This window comes from Colwellia sp. MB3u-45 (assembly GCF_014077005.1).
Lineage (GTDB): Bacteria > Pseudomonadota > Gammaproteobacteria > Enterobacterales > Alteromonadaceae > Cognaticolwellia.
The window spans coordinates 185366-207422 of the sequence record NZ_JACGVC010000049.1 but is presented as its reverse complement, the minus strand read 5'-3'; the positions used below and the strand labels follow the sequence as shown (position 1 = coordinate 207422).

At 38.6% G+C, this 22057-nt stretch carries 19 protein-coding genes; 14 read left to right on the top strand and 5 right to left on the bottom strand.

Annotation, left to right across the window (positions count from 1 at the left end; all coding sequences use genetic code 11):
- The first annotated feature begins 24 nt into the window (after positions 1-24).
- From H4J41_RS11955 to H4J41_RS11940, 4 genes are all read left to right on the top strand, one after another.
- Positions 25-510: a DUF4440 domain-containing protein gene (locus H4J41_RS11955; RefSeq protein ID WP_182137868.1), complete on the top strand. Its 486-nt coding sequence runs from the start codon at positions 25-27 to the stop codon at positions 508-510.
- A gap of 285 nt (positions 511-795) precedes the next feature.
- Positions 796-1224, top strand: coding sequence for a MerR family DNA-binding protein (locus H4J41_RS11950; protein WP_182137869.1), 429 nt, complete (start codon positions 796-798; stop codon positions 1222-1224).
- Positions 1217-3481, top strand: a complete 2265-nt coding sequence (locus H4J41_RS11945; protein WP_182137870.1) for a heavy metal translocating P-type ATPase — start codon at positions 1217-1219, stop codon at positions 3479-3481. Before H4J41_RS11950 ends, H4J41_RS11945 begins: the two co-directional genes overlap by 8 nt.
- Before the next feature lie 15 nt (positions 3482-3496).
- Positions 3497-3862 carry a cupredoxin domain-containing protein gene (locus H4J41_RS11940; protein WP_182137871.1) on the top strand — a complete coding sequence of 122 codons (366 nt, stop codon included), beginning with the start codon at positions 3497-3499 and terminating at the stop codon, positions 3860-3862.
- 287 nt (positions 3863-4149) lie between these two features.
- Here the strand turns inward: H4J41_RS11940 and yfaE are convergent, their stop codons facing one another.
- The 5 genes from yfaE to ubiG form a co-directional block, all read right to left on the bottom strand.
- Complete coding sequence (gene yfaE / locus H4J41_RS11935; protein ID WP_182137872.1) at positions 4150-4407, bottom strand: class I ribonucleotide reductase maintenance protein YfaE; 258 nt, start codon at positions 4405-4407, stop codon at positions 4150-4152.
- A gap of 12 nt (positions 4408-4419) precedes the next feature.
- Positions 4420-5550 carry a class Ia ribonucleoside-diphosphate reductase subunit beta gene (gene nrdB / locus H4J41_RS11930; protein ID WP_182137873.1) on the bottom strand — a complete coding sequence of 377 codons (1131 nt, stop codon included), beginning with the start codon at positions 5548-5550 and terminating at the stop codon, positions 4420-4422.
- A 142-nt stretch (positions 5551-5692) separates the two neighbouring features.
- Positions 5693-7963 carry a class 1a ribonucleoside-diphosphate reductase subunit alpha gene (nrdA, locus tag H4J41_RS11925; protein WP_182137874.1) on the bottom strand — a complete coding sequence of 757 codons (2271 nt, stop codon included), beginning with the start codon at positions 7961-7963 and terminating at the stop codon, positions 5693-5695.
- A gap of 678 nt (positions 7964-8641) precedes the next feature.
- A complete protein-coding gene (locus H4J41_RS11920) occupies positions 8642-9319 on the bottom strand; it encodes an HAD family hydrolase (protein WP_182137875.1) in 678 nt (225 codons plus the stop codon).
- Positions 9320-9444: 125 nt separating this feature from the next.
- Positions 9445-10149 (bottom strand): bifunctional 2-polyprenyl-6-hydroxyphenol methylase/3-demethylubiquinol 3-O-methyltransferase UbiG, encoded by a 705-nt coding sequence (gene ubiG, locus H4J41_RS11915; RefSeq protein WP_182137876.1) that lies wholly within the window; start codon positions 10147-10149, stop codon positions 9445-9447.
- A 479-nt stretch (positions 10150-10628) separates the two neighbouring features.
- Between ubiG and gyrA the strand changes: the two genes are divergently transcribed.
- The 10 genes from gyrA to H4J41_RS11865 all read left to right on the top strand — a co-directional run bounded on the left by gyrA (position 10629) and on the right by H4J41_RS11865 (position 22054).
- The gene (gene gyrA, locus H4J41_RS11910; RefSeq protein WP_182137877.1) at positions 10629-13373 is read left to right on the top strand and encodes a DNA topoisomerase (ATP-hydrolyzing) subunit A; all 2745 of its coding nucleotides are present in this window, start codon (positions 10629-10631) and stop codon (positions 13371-13373) included.
- 507 nt (positions 13374-13880) lie between these two features.
- Positions 13881-14963, top strand: a complete 1083-nt coding sequence (serC, locus tag H4J41_RS11905) for a 3-phosphoserine/phosphohydroxythreonine transaminase (RefSeq protein WP_182137878.1) — start codon at positions 13881-13883, stop codon at positions 14961-14963.
- Between the two features lie 101 nt (positions 14964-15064).
- Positions 15065-16423: a 3-phosphoshikimate 1-carboxyvinyltransferase gene (gene aroA, locus H4J41_RS11900; RefSeq protein WP_182137879.1), complete on the top strand. Its 1359-nt coding sequence runs from the start codon at positions 15065-15067 to the stop codon at positions 16421-16423.
- 41 nt (positions 16424-16464) lie between these two features.
- Positions 16465-17157: a (d)CMP kinase gene (gene cmk / locus H4J41_RS11895; protein WP_182137880.1), complete on the top strand. Its 693-nt coding sequence runs from the start codon at positions 16465-16467 to the stop codon at positions 17155-17157.
- 96 nt (positions 17158-17253) lie between these two features.
- Positions 17254-18921 carry a 30S ribosomal protein S1 gene (rpsA, locus tag H4J41_RS11890; RefSeq protein ID WP_146879902.1) on the top strand — a complete coding sequence of 556 codons (1668 nt, stop codon included), beginning with the start codon at positions 17254-17256 and terminating at the stop codon, positions 18919-18921.
- A 98-nt stretch (positions 18922-19019) separates the two neighbouring features.
- Complete coding sequence (ihfB, locus tag H4J41_RS11885; protein WP_077286743.1) at positions 19020-19307, top strand: integration host factor subunit beta; 288 nt, start codon at positions 19020-19022, stop codon at positions 19305-19307.
- A 70-nt stretch (positions 19308-19377) separates the two neighbouring features.
- On the top strand, positions 19378-19629 hold the full coding sequence (locus H4J41_RS11880) for a lipopolysaccharide assembly protein LapA domain-containing protein (RefSeq protein ID WP_182137881.1): 252 nt from the start codon (positions 19378-19380) through the stop codon (positions 19627-19629).
- A gap of 1 nt (position 19630) precedes the next feature.
- On the top strand, positions 19631-20800 hold the full coding sequence (gene lapB, locus H4J41_RS11875; protein ID WP_182137882.1) for a lipopolysaccharide assembly protein LapB: 1170 nt from the start codon (positions 19631-19633) through the stop codon (positions 20798-20800).
- 121 nt (positions 20801-20921) lie between these two features.
- Positions 20922-21617 carry an orotidine-5'-phosphate decarboxylase gene (gene pyrF / locus H4J41_RS11870; protein ID WP_182137883.1) on the top strand — a complete coding sequence of 232 codons (696 nt, stop codon included), beginning with the start codon at positions 20922-20924 and terminating at the stop codon, positions 21615-21617.
- Positions 21618-21751: 134 nt separating this feature from the next.
- The gene (locus H4J41_RS11865; RefSeq protein WP_182137884.1) at positions 21752-22054 is read left to right on the top strand and encodes a helix-hairpin-helix domain-containing protein; all 303 of its coding nucleotides are present in this window, start codon (positions 21752-21754) and stop codon (positions 22052-22054) included.
- Positions 22055-22057: the final 3 nt, after the last annotated feature.

The following is a 22057-nucleotide window of genomic DNA, read 5'->3' as shown; positions in this document are numbered from 1 at the left end:
CCTCATAATTATAAAGAGAAAAATATGAAAGTAATTCACAGTATATTAATGGTCACTTTACTCTTGTTAGCAACAGTGAGTTTTAACCTACTTGCACATAGCAATGACAAAAATACAGCTAAAATTGTCGCCAAAAATTCAATAGTTGCCACTGAAGCGGGAAAAACTATTGCACAATTTCATCAAGCACTGAAATCAGGCGACAGAGTAACAGCTAGAGCCTTATTAGCGAATAAGGTGACGATTTTTGAAGGTGGCGGTGTAGAAAAATCAGCAGATGAATATGCGGAACATCATATGCTTGCGGATATGAAATATTTGGCAGAAATTAATACTGAAGTCTTAGATCATCAAATCAGAGTTATCGGTAATATTGCTTATTCTATGTCGAGAAGCAAATCGACGGGTCAGTTTCAAGGGAAAGATATTAATAATGAAGGTATGGAAACCATGGTGCTTTTAAAAGCAGCTGGAAAATGGAAAATCGTTCATATCCATTGGTCACACTAAGTGAACTAATTAACAACAAGCAAGTAAATATATATTATTGGTACTGCTAGAATGGATGATTATTTTTCAATCAACTGACCAGGGTGATAAAAGCCATAGTAATCAAGCTATTACCTTACGTTAAAAACGGCATAAAGGTTAAAGGTTGCGCTTAATTAAGCACTATTGTGGTTATCTAACTGACAAAGATATATTTTATTTGACCTGTGTCTTAGACATAGGTGTAAAGTGAGTTTATGTTATTAAAAACATATTTTTTGCCTTATTTAAAAGAGTAGTCATGTCATGACAGTAACTGAATTAGCTAATGCGATAAACACAACACCTGATACGGTGCGTTATTACACCAAAATGGCGTTTATTACTGCCCGCAAAAACCCTAATAATGGCTATAAAATTTATGGTAAAAGTGCCCAGAATAGACTTAAATTTATTTTAAGTGCCAGGCAATTAAATTTTTCAGTGGCCGAAATAAAAAGTATTTTAATTGAAGCTGATAAGGGACATAGCACCTGCCCATTAGTGAGAGAAATAATTGAACATCATCTTACTGAAACTGAAAAGCAGTTTCAGGCGGCGTTGCTGTTACGTGAAAAATTAAGCAAGGCCATTAACGATTGGCAAGACAAACCTGATAATACACCCACTGGAGATATGATCTGTCACCTAATTGAAAGTGCAGATAACACAGACCAAGGAGGTAATAATGAATAAATTAACCGGCAGTGCGGACAATCAAAATACCCAAGAGCTGATTATTGAAGGCGCAGGCTGTGCAAGCTGCGTGGGTAAAATTGAAACCGCGTTAAAAAATATTAATGGCGTAGACAGTGCAGAAATGAACTTTGCTTTGCGCACAGTTTCTATCGTTGGGAAAGTTGCCCCTAACGTGCTGATAAAAGCGATTGAAACCATAGGTTATAATGCGAAAAGTGCCAGTGATCGTAGTGATAATGACTTATTAGATGAAAAAGAGCTTGCCGATCAAAAATACTACACCGGATTAATAAGGCAGGTTTGGATTGCTCTCGGCCTAGGTATACCGCTGATGATTTACAGTGTTTTTGGTGGTCCTATGACAGTTGAAACATCGCTAGAGCGCGGTATTTGGTTATTTATTGGTGTTTTATGCGCTGGCATTATGTACTTTGCAGGTAAACATTTTTATATAGGCGCGTGGAAATCATTGGTAAATCACAACGCTAATATGGATACCTTAATTGCGCTAGGAACAGGCACCGCCTGGATCTATTCCATGGTCGTTGTTTTCTTTCCTATGGCATTACCAGAGATGGCACGACATGTTTATTTTGAAGCGACAGCCATGATTATCGGCTTAATTAACCTAGGGTTAGCGCTTGAAGTCAAAGCACGAGGCAGAACCAGTGAAGCGATAAAACGCTTAATTGGTTTACAAGCTAAAACAGCGCGTGTTGTGCGTGACGAGAAAGAAATAGATATCGCTATCGAGCTAGTTTTGCTCAATGACATTGTGCGAGTAAGGCCAGGAGAAAAAATTCCAGTCGATGGCATTGTAACGCAAGGGCGCAGCTCAATCGATGAGTCGATGTTAACGGGTGAGCCCATGCCAGTTGAAAAAGCTACAGGCGATGCCATCGTTGCCGGTACTTTAAATAAAACCGGTTCAATTTTATTTAAAGCAACGCGAGTGGGTAAAGACACGGCATTAGCACAAATTATTAAGATGGTTAAAAGAGCACAAAACTCTAAACCGCCCATTGGCCGTTTAGCTGACGTTATTTCGGCTTATTTTGTGCCGGTAGTGATGATTATTGCCATCTTCAGCGCGTTAGTCTGGCTTAACTTTGGTCCTGAGCCAACATTAGCTTTTGCCGTAGTTTCAGCAACAACGGTTTTGATCATTGCTTGCCCTTGTGCTCTTGGCTTAGCCACACCTATGTCGGTAATGGTTGGCGTAGGTAAAGCCGCTGAGGCAGGGGTGTTAATACGTAATGGTGAAGCCTTGCAAGCCGCTTCAAAAATTACCACCATGATTTTCGATAAGACCGGCACAATCACCGAGGGTGCGCCAAAAGTTACTGATATTATTGTTGCTGATGAAAGCTACACAGAAAAATATATTTTAACCGTAGCCGCGAGTATAGAGCGTGGCTCTGAACATCCCCTGGCACAAGCCATTGTTGACTCAGCCATTGAGCAAGAAATTGAACTTGAAAGTACTACTGATTTTCAAGCCATTGCAGGTCATGGCGTAACAGCAATATACCATGGTCAGCAATTACTTTTTGGCAATCAGAAGTTGATGTTGAAAAATAATGTCGTGTTAAATGAGGTTGTTACTAAAGCGCAAAAGCTTGCCGATGAAGCTAAAACACCTATGTATTTAGCGATTGATAACAAACTCGCCGCCATTATCGCGGTATCTGATCCCATTAAGCAAGACTCTGTTGAAGCGATAAAGAGGCTTCAGGCTAATGGTATCCGTGTCGTTATGCTAACGGGTGACAACAAAGCGACAGCTAATGCAGTAGCGAAAAAAGTGGGTATTACCGAAGTATTTGCTGAAGTATTACCAGAAGAAAAATCAGATAAAGTGGCAGAGCTTCAAGCTCAAGGTGAAATTGTTGGTATGACAGGTGACGGTATTAATGACGCCCCCGCCTTGGCATTGGCCAATGTTGGATTTGCTATCGGTACCGGAACCGATGTGGCGATAGAAAGCGCAGATATCACCTTGATGAGAGGTTCATTACATGGCCTTGCGGATGCGATAGCCGTGAGTAAAGCGACACTGCGCAATATCAAACAAAATCTTTTAGGTGCCTTTATCTACAACGCGGCGGGTATACCTTTTGCCGCGGGCATTTTATACCCATTTTTTGGCTTGTTACTGAGTCCAGTTATTGCCGGCGCTGCCATGGCATTTTCATCATTAACTGTGGTCAGCAATGCCAACCGTTTACGCTTTTTTAAACCACAAGATCATTAAGTTAAGGAGAGCAATATGTTAATAATCAATTTAGTGGGCTTAGGGTTAATTGTGTTAATTATTTGGTGGTTTTGGTTATACAAAGCGCCATCAACTCAGGTGAGTGATGAACAATATAAAAGTGAAATAACGGTAGTGGTTGCAGACGGAATTTATCAACCGGCACATATTTCATTGCTTGAAGACAAACCACTGGTCATTACATTTATTCGCAAAGATGCGAGTCCTTGTGCGGCCACTGTGCTATTTCCTGATTTAGAAATTAGTGCAGATTTACCGTTAAATAAAGCGTTTTCAGTACAATTACCAGCGATGAAAAAAGGTGAATATGCCTTTCATTGTCAGATGAAAATGTATAACGGCACTATTGTTGTTAAGTAAATATAGCCCAATGGAGTTTGGGTATTATGACCGATTTAGATGAGAGTGTTGATGTGAGAGAAAATAGCTGGGTAGTTAGGTCTATTAGGTTTTTCAATGCTTGGCTGAGACAAGGCTTTGTTTAGCGAAAAGAAGCCAAATTTTTATTTAACTTCTGATTTGATCAATTTTAATTTTGATGACATTGAAGAAATTATTTAACAATATGTTCAACATCAAGCTTGGCGTTGTTATACCACAACGCCAAGTTCGACTATCATAAAATCTTAATCTTACAGCGGCGAAACTTAGCCGTGTATATCTATCTCTATATCGCTGGTAGGTGTTGAACAGCAAGTGAGAATTTCATTGTCGCCGATAAAAGCCAAGGGGAATTGAGCGTACTCAACCGTGCCTTTTTTTAACAAACAACGACAAGTACCACAAAAGCCATCTCGGCAATGAAACTGTGAGTCAATATTTTTTCTTTCTAACGCATTGAGAATATTTTTGTCTTCATCGAGGAACATTATCTTCCGTCCCTCGACGGTAATATTAAAAGCCATCAATACTATAAATTATAAATCGAAGTCGTCAAAATCATCACTTGATACTGATGAGTCAACTTGTCCAACTAAGTAGCTAGAAATTTCAGTTTCTTGTGGCGCTACTTGTACATTGTCACTCACTAAATAGGAATTCATCCAAGGTAATGGGTTACTTTTTATATCAAATGGTGCATCAAAGCCAATGGCAGTTAAACGTTGATTACTAATATATTCAATGTATTGCTTTAAGATAGCAGCGTTAAGACCAATCATTGAGCCGTCTTTAAATAGATAATCAGCCCATTCTTTTTCTTGCTCTACCACATCCATGAAAATTTCTTTACCTTCTTCACGCAAGGTTTTAGAAATTTCTTGCATTTCAGGGTCGTCTCGACCTGACATCCAGTTATTAAGAATATGTTGTGTACCGGTTAAATGCAGTGCTTCGTCTCGGGCAATAAGTTTAATGATTTTTGCATTACCTTCAAGTAACTCACGTTCTGCAAAGGCGAAAGAACAAGCAAAACTAATATAAAAACGAATAGCTTCTAAGGCATTGACCGAACAAATGGCTAAATATAGTCGCTCTTTCAATTTACGTTCGCTAACCTCGATAGTTTTACCTTCAACCTGATAACTACCTGGGCCTTGCGACTGTAATAATTGTGTGGTGATAATAACCGAGTCAAAATACTTTGCGATGCTGGTAGCACGCTTCAAAATTGACGGATTCACCATGATGTCGTCAAACACTTCACTAGGGTCAGTAAATAAATTACGTAAAATGTGAGTGTATGAGCGAGAATGAATAGTTTCACTAAAAGCCCAAGTTTCAATCCATGTTTCGACTTCAGGCAATGAAACTAGTGGCAATAATATCGTGTTAACTGAACGTGCCGTTATTGAATCGAGTAACGTTTGATATTTTAAATTAGATATAAAAATATGTTTTTCAGAGTCAGTTAGACTCTGCCAATCGGCACGGTCTTTTGATACGTCAATTTCTTCTGGACGCCAAAAAAATGATAATTGTTTTTCGATCAGTTTTTCAAACGCCATAAAACGTTGTTGATCGTATCGTGCAATATTAACACTGTTTCCCAAAAACATTGGCTCTAACAAGGCATTGTTAGCTGTTTGGTTAAACGTAGTGTACGACATTTATATCTCCTAGAAATAGCGCCGTTTGAGGCGCGATATTTCATCTTTTAATAGTAATTAAGCTGATTTTTATTAGTTTTTATGCCAGATATATAAATTGGCAAAAAAAGAGGAAAACTAGGTGTTCTCCTCTGCTGGTGCTTTATATCTTACATGCGCCGCCGGCACAATCGTCTTCAGCTTCTATTAGGTTGTCGTCAGCACCATCACGTGTGTTGTGATAATACATCGTCTTAATACCAAGCTTGTAGGCGGTTAAAATATCTTTTAATACTTGTTTAATTGGCACTTTGCCACCTTCAAAACGAGAAGGGTCGTAGTTGGTATTAGCTGAAATAGTTTGATCGATAAACTTTTGCATAATGCCAACTAATTGTAGATACCCTTCATTACTTGGAATGTTCCAAAGAAGTTCATAATTATCTTTTAATTTTTCATATTCAGGTACAACTTGCTTTAAAACACCATCTTTACTGGCCTTAATACTGATTAAACCACGAGGCGGTTCAATGCCATTAGTTGCATTAGAGATTTGTGATGAGGTTTCTGACGGCATTAATGCTGATACGGTTGAGTTTCTAACGCCATGTTTTTTAATACTAGCGCGCAACGACTCCCAGTCTAAATGTAAGGGTTCAGCGGTAACATTATCGATTTCTTTTTTGTAAGTATCGATAGGTAATATACCTTGAGATAAACGCGTTTCATTAAATTTAGGGCAAGCACCTCGTTCAATAGCTAACTGATTTGACGCTTTTAGCAAGTAGTATTGAATCGCTTCAAAAGTACGATGAGTTAAGTTATTGGCACTACCGTTTGAGTAGTAAACCCCATTTTTTGCTAAGTAATAAGCGTAGTTAATCACACCTATACCTAATGTACGACGCCCCATAGTAGCGGTATGTGCTGCCGGAACTGGGTAATCTTGATAATCTAATAAGCTATCTAAAGCACGTACGGCTAAGTCAGCTAGACCATCAAATTCGTCAAGGCTTTTAATAGCACCTAAGTTAAACGCTGATAATGTACATAGGGCAATTTCACCATTGGGATCATTAACATCTTCCATTGGCTTGGTTGGTAAGGCAATTTCTAGACATAAATTACTTTGACGAATCGGTGCCACAGTGGGGTCAAATGGAGAATGTGTATTACAGTGATCAACGTTTTGTAAATAAATACGACCTGTACTGGCGCGTTCTTGAGCAAATAAAGTGAACAGTTCTATCGCTTTAATACATTTTTTACGAATTGAATCATCAGCTTCGTATTGAACATAAAGCGCTTCAAATTTTTCTTGATCTTCAAAGAATGCATCGTATAAACCAGGTACATCACTTGGGCTAAACAAAGTAATAGATTGACCTTTGATCAAACGTTGGTACATTAATTTATTAAATTGTACGCCGTAATCTAGATGACGAACGCGGTTTTCTTCAACACCACGGTTATTTTTAAGTACGAGTAAACTTTCAACTTCTAAATGCCAAAGTGGATAGAACAGGGTCGCTGCACCACCACGAACACCACCTTGTGAACAACTTTTCACAGCGGTTTGAAAGTGCTTATAAAATGGAATACAACCGGTATGAAATGCTTCGCCATTGCGAATAGTGCTGCCTAATGCGCGAATACGACCAGCATTGATACCAATACCAGCACGTTGAGAAACATACTTAACAATGGAACTTGAGGTGGCATTGATTGAATCTAAACTATCGCCACACTCAATCAATACACATGATGAGAATTGACGAGTTGGGGTACGTACACCGGCCATAATAGGTGTTGGCAACGAAATTTTAAAGGTAGAGATAGCATCATAAAAACCTTTAACATAATCTAAGCGCGTTTCTTTCGGGTATTTAGCGAACAAACAAGCTGCGACTAAAATATAAAGAAATTGTGCACTTTCATAAATTTCACCGGTGACACGATTCTGTACTAGGTATTTACCTTCTAACTGCTTTACTGCTGCGTAACTGAAATTTAAATCACGGCCGTGGTCCATAAAGCTTTCTAACTGTTCAAATTCGTCAGCAGTGTAATCAATTAATAAATGCTGATCGTATTTACCTGCCTCTACTAGTTGTACGACATGTGGGTAAAGCTGAGGTGGCTCAAACTGACCGTATGCTTTTTTGCGCAAATGGAATATAGCTAAGCGCGCTGATAAATATTGATAATCAGGTGTTTCTTCTGAGATCAAATCAGCCGCTGCTTTAATAATAGTTTCATGAATATCAGACGTTTTAATACCATCATAGAACTGAATATGAGACTTCAGTTCAACTTGAGAGACCGAGACATTGTCTAGGTCTTCAGCAGCCCAAGCAATTACTTTATGGATTTTTTCTAAGTCTATGAGTTCTTTTGAACCATTGCGTTTTGTGACAAAAAGTTTGTTAGTCATGCAGTACCTGTAAATCTGTTTGTTGTTATAAATACCCAAAATAGATGGATATAATGTTAATTGCCTCAAGATGATATTTACACAGGGTAAATTGTATTTCATTCAAAATACCTTTGAATGAAAAATGCACTATATCTTGGGGTTTTTAAGAAACTAATCACAAGATAGTGCGGTTTGTGTGATATTGCAAGAATAAAAGTTGTCGAATATTGGTTGCTTTTTTGACAGTGAAAGTTCTGTTAGTAACAACTAACTTAGTAGCTCTTTTCAATTTTGATTTTTCTAAAACGCAACGGTTATTTTAATTTTTTTTTAGCCCTAAATTATTTTAAGTTATTTTTTAGAGTTTATATGACTAAAGAGAATATTAAAAATATAAACCTTAATATTCAATGGCTTATATTTTTGATTGATTCTTGGGCGCATTAATTGACGAATGATTATTTTATCAACGCTAATAGATGATATTTTGATGCTATTAATTAAAACGCTAGTGAATAAGGAGGAGGGGTTAGCCACGAAATCGTGCTGTTTTTAATATTTATACTCATTTGGTATTAGGCTAGATTTACTGTCAGTAAAACGAGTTAATCGCTTAATGTCATCAGCAAAGTAAAGCTGCTCTGAAACTAACAAAGTAGTGCAGCTTATCATTCAGTATCGGTCAATAATTCAGTATCAGTTAATAAAGCTGAGTAGGTCTAATGGTGTAGCGATGATATGATCTGCTTGCCAAGTTTGACAATTTTCGTTGCTAAGAATATATCCCCATTTAGCCACGAACGTAGTCATTTCGGCGCTATTACCGGCTTGGATATCACGTAGAGCATCGCCAACATAAAAACACTGCTTATTATCAACATTAATTTGCTGACAAGCGTGTAATATTGGCTCAGGATCAGGCTTTCGTTTAGTTAAGGTGTCACCCCCGACCATAACAGCACAGTTTGCCAACTCAGGGTAATAAGGTAAAAGCAGTTTTGTTAAGCCCTCAGGTTTATTGGTGATAATACCCCAAGGTATATTGTTGGTTTCTAATTTTTTCAGTAATTGAGCAACGCCCGGATACAGGCAGGTATGCTCAGCAATATTTTCTTGATAGTAATTGAGAAATTGTTGACGTAAAATTTCATAGTCATATTGTTTAATGGCTGAGCCAAAACCTAGGTTTAGTAATCCTAAAGCCCCGTCTGAAGCAATAGGGCGATAATCTTTTGCGGCGACAGTTGGCTTATTGTAATGGCTTAAAACATGATTTAATGCCGCGCCTAAATCATCAGCGGTATCTAACAGTGTGCCGTCTAAATCAAAAAGTACACTTGCAAGTTGCACAGTGGAATGATGGGGAGTTGACATAATATCGCTCTATTTCGTTATAATTATTTTTATCTGCGGGGTAGCGGCGAGAATAAAATTTTATTAACGCGTTAATTTGCACCCATGCTATTTTAAACGGCAGTTTCAGCGTTAAGCTAGCACAGTTAAACGCGTTGACAGCAAAGAATATAGTTGACATCAAGTGATGAGTTTAACTTATGATTTTCAGTCAACGGATTATAGTGAATACCGGCGGCATCGATGCATTTCAGCTCATACGACTCAGCCCATGCTATTAATGTTGATGGGCGAATAAAACTCTTGTGGTCATGAGTGCCATTAGGCACAAGCTTCAAAATCTTCTCTGCTGCGACTATCGCCAATAAATAGGCTTTTAATGACTTATTCAGGGTAGAGAAAAAAACAAAGCCACCGGGTTTAACCATTTGTGCACAGGCCTTTATAATAGATTCGGGATCAGGCACATGTTCGAGCATTTCCATGCAAGTAACCACATCGTAGTGTTGTGGCTGTTGTGCTTTTTCTTCGGCGGTTATTTTTTGATAGTCGACACTAACACCGGCTTCTAAAGCATGCAGCTTGGCAACATTTAAGGGCGCTTGTCCCATATCAATGCCAGTAACATCTGCACCAAGTTGTGCAAGGCTTTCTGCTAAAATACCACCACCACAACCGACATCAATTATTTTTTTTGCAGAAATATCGCCGACATGCTGGCAAATAAACTGTCGTCGCAAAGGATTAATTTGGTGTAGAGGCTTAAAATCACCATCAAGTTCCCACCATTGGCTAGCAACTTGTTCAAATTTAGCGATTTCGTCTGGATTAACGTTTAAAGGATTAGACATAACTACCATCGTTGTTGGTCTTTTAATATCGTCGATTCTAAAGCAATAATTACTGCAAGCCTAGTGTGAAAGTTGATTGACCTTAAATCGACAGCAAAAAAGGTGATTTTTTTATTTGTAATCTAATTGCTAGTAGCACATTGCTTTGTTTTTTCTCAATCAGGTCGTAGGTATATCGATGACAATGATGGTAAAATAAGTGCTTGAATATGAGATATGTTTAACACCCTAATAAGCGCTAATATTTTTAGGTATAGGCGCTTGAATTTAGCTGATAAATACCTCTAAAATCAAATCCATATTATTGTTGTGGTTAATATCGAGCATTTACTTGAAACTTTACCTTTTTAACGGCAAGATTAAGCCATACAAAGCGGTAGGGCATGACAAATATTTATGCTAGTATGCTGTGTTAATTATAAATATAATAATTTCGAAATTTTCTGAATTAGATTTACGTTAAGGGATACCATCAATTTATGACCGATTTGGCGAATAATATTGCTCCTGTCAATATTGAGGACGAGCTAAAAAGCTCCTATTTAGATTACGCGATGAGTGTAATCGTAGGTCGTGCATTACCAGATGTACGTGATGGCTTAAAGCCAGTGCATCGTCGCGTACTTTTTGCGATGAACGTGTTGGGTAACGACTTTAACAAGCCGTATAAAAAATCAGCACGTGTTGTTGGTGATGTTATCGGTAAGTATCATCCACATGGTGATACTGCTGTTTATGACACTATTGTTCGAATGGCGCAGTCATTTTCATTACGCTACATGCTTGTTGATGGCCAAGGTAACTTTGGTTCTGTTGATGGTGATTCAGCAGCGGCTATGCGTTATACCGAAATTAGAATGTCGAAAATCGCTCATTCTATTTTGGCTGATTTAGACAAGGAAACTGTTGATTACGTTGCCAACTACGATGGCACAGAAATGATACCAGCGGTAATGCCAACGCGCATTCCTAACCTACTGGTCAATGGTACCTCAGGTATCGCAGTAGGTATGGCAACTAATATTCCTCCTCATAACTTAACTGAAGTTATTAATGGTTGTTTAGCTGTTATAGAAAATGACGATATTAGCTTTGAAGAATTATTAGAATATATTCCCGGTCCAGACTTTCCAACAGCGGGTATTATCAGTGGTCGAGCGGGCATTCAAGAAGCTTATCTTACCGGCCGTGGTAAAATTAAAATTCGTGCTCGAGCTAGAATCGAAGTTGATGAAAAGTCGGGTAAAGAAACCATTGTTGTCTACGAATTACCTTACCAAGTTAACAAGGCCCGTTTGATTGAAAAAATGGCCGACTTGGTGAAAGAAAAACGTTTAGAAGGTATTTCTGCTTTACGTGATGAGTCTGATAAAGACGGCATGCGTATGGTAATAGAAGTGAAACGTGGTGAAGTGGGCGAAGTTATCTTAAATAACTTATATAAGCTTACTCAAATGCAAGTTTCATTTGGTTTAAATATGGTGGCATTGACCAACGGTCAACCTAAACTATTTAACCTGCGTGAAATGATTGATGCCTTTGTTTTACACCGTCGTGAAGTGGTAACACGCCGAACTATCTTTGAATTGCGCAAAGCACGAGAACGCGCACATTTATTGGAAGGTTTGTCGATTGCACTTTCTAACATCGACCCGATTATCGCATTAATTAAAAAATCACCAACACCAGGCGAAGCAAAAGAGCAATTATTAGCTTGTGGCTGGGACTTAGGTCTTGTGGCTGACATGTTAGCTGCTGCCGGTGATGACGCTGCACGTCCTGAGTGGGTTGAAGAAGAGTTTGGTATTCGTGATGGACAATATTTTTTAACGCCACCACAAGCACAGGCGATACTTGACTTACGTTTACATAAGTTAACGGGCTTAGAACACGAGAAAATTTTAAGTGAATATAAGGTATTATTGGATGTAATTGCTGAATTACTTTATATCTTGGCAACACCTTCTCGCTTAATGGAAGTTATTCGTGAAGAGCTTGAAGCGATTCGTGATGAATTTGGTGATGAACGTCGCACTGAAATTACGAATGCCTCACATGACTTATCTATGGAAGATTTGATCACCGAAGAAGATGTGGTGGTAACGCTTTCTCATGAAGGTTATGTTAAGTATCAAATATTAAGTGATTATCAAGCGCAACGTCGCGGCGGTAAAGGTAAAGCAGCAACGAAAATGAAAGAAGAAGACTTCATTGAACGTTTACTGATTGCCAACACACATGACACCATTTTATGTTTCTCTGACCGCGGTAAACTTTATTGGTTAAAAGTATACCAGTTGCCATTAGCAAGTCGTACCGCTCGTGGTCGTCCAATCGTTAATATTTTACCGCTTGATAAAGGTGAACGTATTACGGCTATTTTACCTGTACGCGAATACGAAGAAGATAAATACATCATTATGGCAACAGCGTCAGGTACGGTGAAGAAAACCGCTTTGACCGCTTATAAAAATCAACGTGCTAATGGTATTATTGCGCTGAATTTACGTGATGATGATACTCTCATTGGTGTTGCTATTACTGACGGAACTAACGACATTATGTTGTTTTCTGACGCTGGTAAAGTGGTTCGTTTTAATGAAAAAAGACGTGACAGTGAAACAGGCGAAATAAAAATTGATCCTGAAACAGGTCTAGAGCAATGGGCATTAAAACCTATTGGTCGTACAGGTACTGGTGTTCGTGGTATCAAGTTAGAGGGTGAACAAAAAGTCGTTTCTTTAATTGTACCTACCAATGATGGTCCAATCATGACCATTACTGAAAATGGCTACGGTAAGCGTACGGCATTAGATGAGTATCCTGCGAAGAGTCGTGCAACTAAAGGTGTTGTTTCAATTAAAGTCAGCGAACGCAACGGCCCTGTTGTTGGCGCGGTGCAAGTTGAAGAACAAGACGAAATCATGCTGATCACAGATAATGGTACCCTAGTGCGTACTCGTGTTAGTGAAGTTAGTGTTATTGGTCGTAATACTCAAGGTGTTCGTATCATTCGTACCATGGAAGGTGAGCATGTTGTTGCCTTACAACGTATTGATGAAATAGCAGAAGTTGAAGTATTTGAAGAAAACGAGGATGGCGAGCTAGTGCCAATTCAAGTCATAGAGGGTGAGCAAGTAAACGCGCCTGAAACTGATATTGATATAGAGAGCGAAAGTGAAGGCGATGAGCCAACACTCAATAATGACGATACGCCAGAGTAACTGTCGTTAATTTATAAAAAGGCGGTTATAACCGCCTTTTTTTATGCGTAAAATTTAGCCATTTAATTAGCTTGATAATGGTTATATCAAATTCTATTTTTGAATTGATGCTACGTACCAAACAGGTATGCTAGTAGCGGTTAAATTTCATGTGAATTTTTACAGTGGTTATCATACCAATTTGATTAATTAAGCCAGTTATCTATTCATTTTCATCATTAAAAATGAATAGATAACTAATTGGATAAAATACCCATGCCATTAAGTTATTGACCACTTGTGCTCGTTACAATAGCCCAAGGCTGTGTTGTTCATATAAAGGTGAGTACTTAGGTTTAGTTTGGAACAATAAACCTGTGCCTTGATTTGTTTTCCTGCGCACAACAAGATCACAAATTTGATGGAACTGGTATAATATCGTGAGATAATAGAATAACTTGCTATTGATGACCCAATGTCAGGCCAATACTAATTTAATAAGTTTAATAAATAAGGGTGTAGTGTTAAATGTCTAGTGTTTACAATTTTTGCGCAGGTCCTGCGATGTTACCTGTCGATGTAATGAATAAAGCGCAGAGTGAATTTTTAAATTTTGCCGATACCGGTAGCTCTGTGATGGAACTGAGCCATAGAAGTAAAGAGTTTCTTGTTGTTGCAGGACAAGCTGAAGCAAATTTGCGTAAGCTGATGGCTATTCCTGAAAATTATAAAGTGCTTTTTTGTCATGGTGGAGGTCGTGGTCAGTTTTCTGCTGTTGCCTTAAACTTGTTGGGTGAGACTAAAAAAGCAGATTATATCGTCAGTGGCTCTTGGTCTAAATTAGCGGCAGAAGAAGCCAGTCATTACGGTAATATTAATGTGTTCAATGCCATAGAACATATTGATGGCGTTCAACGTATTAAACCCAGTAGCGAATGGCCCATTAGCCCAGATGCCGCCTATGTGCATTATTGCCCCAATGAAACAGTAGACGGCATCGAGATTTTCGAGGTGCCAAATACCGGTAATATCCCCTTGGTTGCTGATATGTCGTCAACTATTTTGTCACGTGAATTTGACGTCAGCAAATTTGGCTTGATTTATGCCGGCGCGCAAAAAAATATTGGCCCGTCGGGTTTAACTATAGTTATCGTACGTGAAGATTTATTGGGTAAGGCGCATTTAGACACCCCATCAATTTTGAACTATGAAATACAGGCTAAAAATGGCTCAATGTATAACACACCACCCACTTATGCTTGGTATTTAGCGGGTCTTGTTTTTGACTGGTTATTAGCTAAAGGCGGCGTTAGTGCCATTGCTGAAATTAATCACCATAAAGCGCAGTTACTTTATCAATATATTGATCAAAGTAGTTTTTACAAAAACTCAATAGTGCCAGAAAATAGAAGTTTGATGAATATACCTTTTTGGTTAACGGATGACAGCTTATCTGCTGAATTTGTAAAACAAGCTGAAGCTCAGGGTTTAACTGCCCTGAAAGGCCACCGCATGGTTGGTGGAATGCGAGCGAGTATATATAACGCTATGCCAATAGAAGGCGTGCAAGCATTGATTAATTTTATGGACAGCTTTGCTCAACAGCATTAAGTGTCAACATGCAATAATATAATGAATATAGCAGCCTAGTGAAGCAATGGCCTAGGTTAAGCGGGAAGTTTCCGTAAAGGAAAGATTTAACTGGAATCATAATGTCAAACCTAGAAATTAAAAAAAATAGTACCTTAACAATAACGGCTAAACCTGGTCATAAAGTCAGCGGAGATATTTTAGTGCCGGGTGATAAGTCCTGTTCTCATCGCTCTATAATGTTTGGCGCGCTTGCTGAAGGTACCACGCATATTAGTGGTTTTTTACCGGGTCAAGATTGCTTGGCAACGATGAATACATTTAAAGCTATGGGCATTGAAATTGAAGGCCCAGATAGCGAACACAATGTTACCGTTCAGGGTAAAGGTTTACATGGTTTAACCAAACCAGATGGACTATTAGATATTGGTAACTCAGGCACATCCATTAGACTACTTTCAGGTATTTTAGCAGGCCAACGGTTTGAAACTCGTATGGCTGGCGATAATTCTTTAAACAAACGTCCAATGGGGCGAGTGATCACACCCTTACAACTTATGGGGGCTAATATTACCGCCGCTAGTGACGGCACGCCGCCAGTTGTGTGTAGTGGTTTAGCCGCAGATGAAAAACTTAATGCGATTGACTATTTATTACCCATGGCCAGTGCACAAGTAAAATCTTGTGTGTTATTGGCTGGTATGTACGCAGATGGCACAACATCTGTGACTGAGCCTGGCATTACGCGCGATCATACAGAACGCATGCTAACGGCATTTGGTTATCCGGTTAAGTCGATAGAAACTGAACAAGGTAAGAAAATATCCATTGAAGGTGGTCACAAGTTAACCGCCTGTGATATTCAAGTGCCGGGCGACATATCTTCCGCTACTTTCTTTATGGTCGCGGGCTTAATTGCCAAAGAAGGAAAAATAACTATTCGTAATGTTGGGATGAATCCCACACGCATAGGTGCCATTAATATTTTACAGCAAATGAATGGAGAAATACTTGTTACAAATGAACGGTTAGCGGGAGGTGAACCTGTTGCCGATCTTGTGGTATCATCTTCGCCGCTTAAAGGTATCGATATTGATGAACGTGATGTTCCACTTGCTATAGATGAATTTCCAGCAATATTTATTGCTGCGGCATGTGCAACGGGTATGACACGATTAAGAGGTGCTGAAGAATTACGTGTTAAAGAAAGTGACCGTATTCAAGCAATGGCAGATGGCTTAGTTGAGCTAGGTATTGATTGTACCGTTTACCCTGATGGTATCGATATTACTGGTGGCCAGCTAACTTCAGGTACGGTTGAAAGTCATGACGATCATCGTATTGCTATGTCATTTGCTATTAGCTCTCTAAGAGCTACAGGTGAAATAACAATTTTAGAGTGTGACAATGTGGCGACCTCGTTTCCAAATTTTGTTGCATTAGCAAACCAAGTAGGATTGACGTTAATCCCAAGTAACTAACACCTTATTGTGTTAGAAAAAAGTCAGCTAGGAAGAATTGAATGAACCAACAAATCCCTGTAATTACAATTGATGGACCAAGTGGTGCGGGTAAAGGTACCGTTGCGCGTATTCTCGCTGAGCAACTAGGTTGGCACTTATTAGATAGTGGCGCCATTTATCGTGTATTGGCCGTAGCAGCTCAGCACCATAATATTAGCGTAGAAGACGAGCAGTCCTTATTACCTGTAGCAGCGAATCTTGATGTACAGTTTCAAACCTGTAATGAAGGTGAAGGTAAAGTCATTTTGGAAGGCGAAGATGTATCTAACGCCATTCGTACCGAAGAAATAGGCGCTCTAGCATCGAAAGTTGCTGCGTTTCCTCGCGTACGTGAAGCTTTACTGCGACGCCAGCGTGCTTTTAAAGTTGGACCTGGTTTAGTTGCTGACGGCCGTGACATGGGCACTATAGTGTTTGTTGATGCGCCAGTTAAAGTTTTTTTGACTGCCAGCGCTGAAGAAAGGGCGCAAAGAAGATTTAATCAGTTGAAAGAAAAGGGCTTTGATGTTAAAATAACGCGCCTTTTGGATGACATACGTCTGAGAGACGAGCGAGATCAAAACCGCAAGGTGGCGCCGCTTGTTGCTGCAGAAGGTGCGTTAATTATTGATTCTACTGAACTTTCTATTGAAGAGGTGGTTAGTAAAATCCTCTCATTTAGCAATGAAAGATTAATGCAAACTGAACATTAACCTATCGCCTACTGTAAGGATGCACTGGGCAACTATTTAATTACCCCATGAAACAATGACGTTGACTGGATTAATAACTGAGTTTATATACAAGTTATGACTGAAAATTTTGCACAACTATTTGAAGAAAGCTTAAAAACGATCGAAACACGTCCTGGTTCTATTATCAAAGGGACTGTAGTCGCCATCACAAAAGACAACGTTTTAGTTGACGCTGGCTTAAAATCTGAATCTGTTATTTCAATCGACCAATTCAAAAGCCTTACAGGCGAAGTAGAAGTCTCTGTTGGTGATGAAGTTGATGTATCGCTTAAAGCTACAGATGATGGTTTCGGTGAGACTATTCTTTCTCGTGATGACGCTAAACGTCATGAAGCATGGCAAGTGCTTGAAAAAGCATATGAAGAAAAAGAAACTATTATCGGTGTTATCAACGGTAAAGTTAAAGGTGGTTTCACAGTTGAAGTTAGCAATATCCGTGCTTTCTTACCTGGTTCACTAGTAGACGTACGTCCTATTCGTGACACTACTCATCTTGAAGGTAAAGATTTAGAATTTAAAGTTATTAAGCTTGATCAAAAGCGTAATAACGTAGTTGTATCTCGTCGTGCTGTTATCGAATCAGAAAGCAGTGTTGAACGTGATGAACTATTAGCTTCTCTTGCTGAAGGCATTGAAGTTAAAGGTATTGTTAAGAATCTTACTGACTACGGTGCATTCGTAGACCTAGGCGGCATTGACGGCCTACTTCACATCACAGATATGGCTTGGAAACGTGTTAAGCACCCAAGTGAAATCGTAAATGTTGGTGATGAAATTCAAGTTAAAGTATTGAAATTCGATCGTGAGCGTACTCGTGTATCTCTAGGTATGAAGCAGTTAGGCGAAGATCCATGGGTTGCTATCGCTAAGCGTTACCCTGAAGGCGCTAAGCTTACAGGTCGCGTAACTAACTTAACTGACTACGGTTGTTTTGTTGAGATTCAAGAAGGCGTTGAAGGTCTAGTTCACGTTTCTGAAATGGATTGGACTAACAAAAACATCCACCCATCTAAAGTTGTTAACTTAGGTGATACAGTTGAAGTTATGGTGCTTGAAATTGACGAAGAACGTCGTCGTATTTCTCTTGGCCTTAAACAATGTATCCCGAACCCTTGGGAAGAGTTTGCTAAGAACTTCAACAAAGGCGACAAAGTATCAGGTAAGATCAAGTCAATTACTGACTTTGGTATCTTTATTGGTCTTGACGGCGGCATTGATGGTCTTGTTCACTTATCTGATATTTCATGGGCTGGCGGTGAAGAAGCTGTTCGTGAATACAAGAAAGGTGATGAGATTTCAGCGGTAGTATTACAGGTTGATCCAGAACGTGAACGCATCTCTTTAGGTGTTAAACAAACTGAAGATGACCCGTTTAATCAATATCTTGCAGATAACAAAAAAGGTGCTATTGTTACAGGTAAGGTTATTGAAGTAGACGCTAAAGGCGCTAAAATTGAATTAGCCGAAGGCGTTGAAGGTTACCTTCGTGTTGCTGATATTTCACGTGAACGTATCGAAGATGCGACTACTGAATTATCTGTAGATGACAGCGTTGAAACTAAGTTTGTTGGTGTTGATCGTAAGAACCGCACTATCAGCTTATCAATCAAAGCTAAAGATCAAGCAGACGAGCGTGAAGCTATGGATACATTGAACCAAGCACCAGAAGAAGAATCTGGTCTTAGTGCAATGGCTGAAGCGTTTAAAAACGCTAAGATATAATTCCTAGCTATACCAAGAGAAGAAGAACTACATTAAAGTAGTTCTTCTTTATTGTTTAAATCCGATGGCGCGAAGCTATAGTGAACACTGGAGGTCACATGACCAAGTCAGAACTCATTGAAAGATTAGCAGATAAATTAAATCATTTAGCTGCGAAAGATGTAGAACAAGCTATTAAAGAAATTCTTGAAATGATGGCGCACACTTTGTCAAAAGGTGAGCGTATTGAAATTAGAGGTTTTGGCAGCTTTTCGTTGCATTATCGCGCTCCTCGTGTGGGACGGAACCCAAAAACTGGCGAGTCTGTCGAGCTTGACGGAAAATATGTTCCACATTTTAAACCTGGTAAAGAATTACGTGAAAGAGTAAATCTTTCAATCGCGTAATTGCAGAATTTATGACTAAACGGCATGCTATCAGCATGCCTTTTTTTTGTGTTGTTTTGGACGAACTATTATGCGCCTTTATATTACTGTTATTCTTTTTCTTATCTTACTTGCCATTGCATTTGTTTTTGGTAGTCAAAATGATCAAGTACTGACCTTAAATTATTTGATTGCAAAAACTAATCTTTCAGTTGCTGCAGCGGTCAGTTTATTTACCTCAATAGGTTTTGTGTTAGGATTATTATTTGCTTTGTTTTGGAAGCTGCTTGGCATGATAAAGACCAGCAAAAATAATCAACTGAATACGGAGAAGAAGTCTTAGTATGCTAGGATTATTATTCTTATTGTTACCGGTTGCTATGGGCTATGGTTGGTTTATGGGACGCAATAGCGTTAAACAAAACGACCATTCAGCTACACAAGAACTTTCAATTAAATATTCTACTGGATTAAATTATTTATTTTCGAATCAACAAGATAAAGCGATTGATTATCTACTTGAAGCGTTAAAAGTTGAAGATGATACCGTAGAAGCTCACTTTGCCATGGCAAATTTATTTAGACGTCGCGGTGAGCTTGATAGAGCACTGAAAGTGCATGAGCATTTAGTGCGCCAAAAACACTTACCTAATAGTGCTAAACAGCAAGCGGTATTTGAATTAGCAAAAGACTTTCTTAGCGCCGGATTATATGATCGCGCTGAAGCGATGTTTCATAAGTTACTAAAATCAAAAATTTATGGTTTGAAATCGCTAAGCTCCTTAATGAAGATTTATCAATCAACAAAAGATTGGCAACAAGGTATTGCGCTTAAAAAAGCCATCGCAAAAACTCGTGACACAAAACTCTTACATACCTTAGCTAATTTCTATTGTGAACTTGCTACTTTGGCATTAGAAAAAGATGAATTTATTGAAGTCATTGAGCTATTAGATAATGCATTAAGTCATGATCCTAATTCATCTCGAGCAAATTGGTTGATGGCACAAATATATGAAAATCATCAGCAATATAATGAAGCCTGCCAATGTTATAAGGCTATTTATGAGCAAGATAAAGAATTTTTTCCCGATGTAATAGATAAAATGTTTATTTGTTATCAAGCACTTGATGCTGAAGAAGAGTTTTTCCAATTTATCAGAAAGGTTTATGAAGAAACGGGTGCCACATCAGCGCTTATCAAATATTTATCACATATAGAGCAAGTTAAGGGTGTTAATCAGGCGAAAAAATTTATCTTAACAGCATTAAATCGCCGACCTACTATCCGTGGTTTTAAGTATTTTGTGAAAATGCAAATGAATGACGGCGAGTCTGAAAATACCTCTGAAAATCTTGAAGTGATCCGTGAGCTTGTTTCAGCCTATCTGAATGTTAAGCACCGCTATAGTTGCAGAAGTTGTGGTTTTAATTCTAGCACCCATTATTGGTCATGTCCTTCATGCCATGATTGGGAGCAACTTAAACCTATACGGGGTTTAGATGGCGAGTAACGCCACACTCTAGTGCTCCAATTTTACAGTGTTAGCAGATCAAGCCTAAAATTTTTTGACTTGCTGATGCAAATGCCAAAACATAATTATATAACAATATTTACCTAGTAAGGAAAACAGCATGAGAGATGCAAAAGTCGTTGTGGCGTTAGATTTTGATAACAAAGATGAGGCATTATCTTTTGTAGATAAAATTCAGCCGAGTGATTGTCGATTAAAAGTAGGCAAAGAAATGTTTACTCATTTTGGCCCTGATTTTGTTAAAGAACTTGTTCAGCGTGATTTTGACGTGTTTCTTGATTTAAAATTTCATGATATCCCTAATACTGTTGCGAAAGCAGTTGTAGCCGCTGCTGATTTAGGGGTTTGGATGGTTAATGTACACGCTTCTGGTGGTCTTAAAATGATGGAAAAAGCCAAAGCGGCTTTATTGCCCTATGGAGATAAGGCACCTTTATTGATTGCGGTTACGGTTTTAACCAGTATGGGGCCAGAAGATCTTGCTGGAATAGGTATTACTAAGTCACCGGCTGAACATGTACTGGATCTAGCGTCGTTAACTAAAAAAGCCGGTTTAGACGGTGTTGTTTGTTCAGCAATGGAAGCCGAATCACTAAAGCAATTATTAGGTAAAGACTTTAAACTAGTCACACCAGGTATACGCCCAGCAGGGAGCAATGCCGATGATCAAAAACGTATTATGACACCTCAACAAGCAATAGATGTTGGCGTAGACTATTTAGTGATTGGTCGTCCGATCACTCAAGCTGAAAATCCACAGGCTGTATTACAAGAAATTAACCAATCAATTAGTTAGTTTTAACTATTAACTTGTATTTATCACCCTATCTATTTGACAAATAACGATAAGACTTCTAAACCTAATAAGGTGAATTATTATTTATGATAATTCATTTATATGGAAATTCATTTTATTAGAAGGAAGGTCTTATGAAAAAGCATATCTGTTATTCTCTTGTTATCTTATTTACGGTAATGTCATTGTCACTTCAAGCGGAAGGCATCAACGAAACGCCAGCCGTAATTTCATCTCAAGAAATACAAGTTATTGATATTAATAAAGCGGATATTGAAACTTTAGCTTTATTAAAAGGTGTGGGAGAAAAGCGAGCAAAAGCAATCATCGCTTATCGAGAGTTAAAGGGTGAATTTAAATCTCTTGATGATTTAAGCCATGTTAAAGGTATAGGTCAGCACACATTAGAGCTTAATAAAGGCAGGATTAAGTTGTAATTA

Coding starts and splice junctions, on each gene's coding strand:
- pyrF (WP_182137883.1), top strand. CDS start 20,922: ATGAGAGATGCAAAAGTCGTTGTGGCGTTAGATTTTGATAACAAAGAT.
- ubiG (WP_182137876.1), bottom strand. CDS start 10,149: ATGTCTAATCCTTTAAACGTTAATCCAGACGAAATCGCTAAATTTGAA.
- H4J41_RS11920 (WP_182137875.1), bottom strand. CDS start 9,319: ATGTCAACTCCCCATCATTCCACTGTGCAACTTGCAAGTGTACTTTTT.
- serC (WP_182137878.1), top strand. CDS start 13,881: ATGTCTAGTGTTTACAATTTTTGCGCAGGTCCTGCGATGTTACCTGTC.
- H4J41_RS11940 (WP_182137871.1), top strand. CDS start 3,497: ATGTTAATAATCAATTTAGTGGGCTTAGGGTTAATTGTGTTAATTATT.
- yfaE (WP_182137872.1), bottom strand. CDS start 4,407: ATGGCTTTTAATATTACCGTCGAGGGACGGAAGATAATGTTCCTCGAT.
- H4J41_RS11945 (WP_182137870.1), top strand. CDS start 1,217: ATGAATAAATTAACCGGCAGTGCGGACAATCAAAATACCCAAGAGCTG.
- H4J41_RS11950 (WP_182137869.1), top strand. CDS start 796: ATGACAGTAACTGAATTAGCTAATGCGATAAACACAACACCTGATACG.
- lapB (WP_182137882.1), top strand. CDS start 19,631: ATGCTAGGATTATTATTCTTATTGTTACCGGTTGCTATGGGCTATGGT.
- nrdA (WP_182137874.1), bottom strand. CDS start 7,963: ATGACTAACAAACTTTTTGTCACAAAACGCAATGGTTCAAAAGAACTC.
- nrdB (WP_182137873.1), bottom strand. CDS start 5,550: ATGTCGTACACTACGTTTAACCAAACAGCTAACAATGCCTTGTTAGAG.
- cmk (WP_182137880.1), top strand. CDS start 16,465: ATGAACCAACAAATCCCTGTAATTACAATTGATGGACCAAGTGGTGCG.
- ihfB (WP_077286743.1), top strand. CDS start 19,020: ATGACCAAGTCAGAACTCATTGAAAGATTAGCAGATAAATTAAATCAT.
- H4J41_RS11880 (WP_182137881.1), top strand. CDS start 19,378: ATGCGCCTTTATATTACTGTTATTCTTTTTCTTATCTTACTTGCCATT.
- gyrA (WP_182137877.1), top strand. CDS start 10,629: ATGACCGATTTGGCGAATAATATTGCTCCTGTCAATATTGAGGACGAG.
- aroA (WP_182137879.1), top strand. CDS start 15,065: ATGTCAAACCTAGAAATTAAAAAAAATAGTACCTTAACAATAACGGCT.
- H4J41_RS11955 (WP_182137868.1), top strand. CDS start 25: ATGAAAGTAATTCACAGTATATTAATGGTCACTTTACTCTTGTTAGCA.
- H4J41_RS11865 (WP_182137884.1), top strand. CDS start 21,752: ATGAAAAAGCATATCTGTTATTCTCTTGTTATCTTATTTACGGTAATG.
- rpsA (WP_146879902.1), top strand. CDS start 17,254: ATGACTGAAAATTTTGCACAACTATTTGAAGAAAGCTTAAAAACGATC.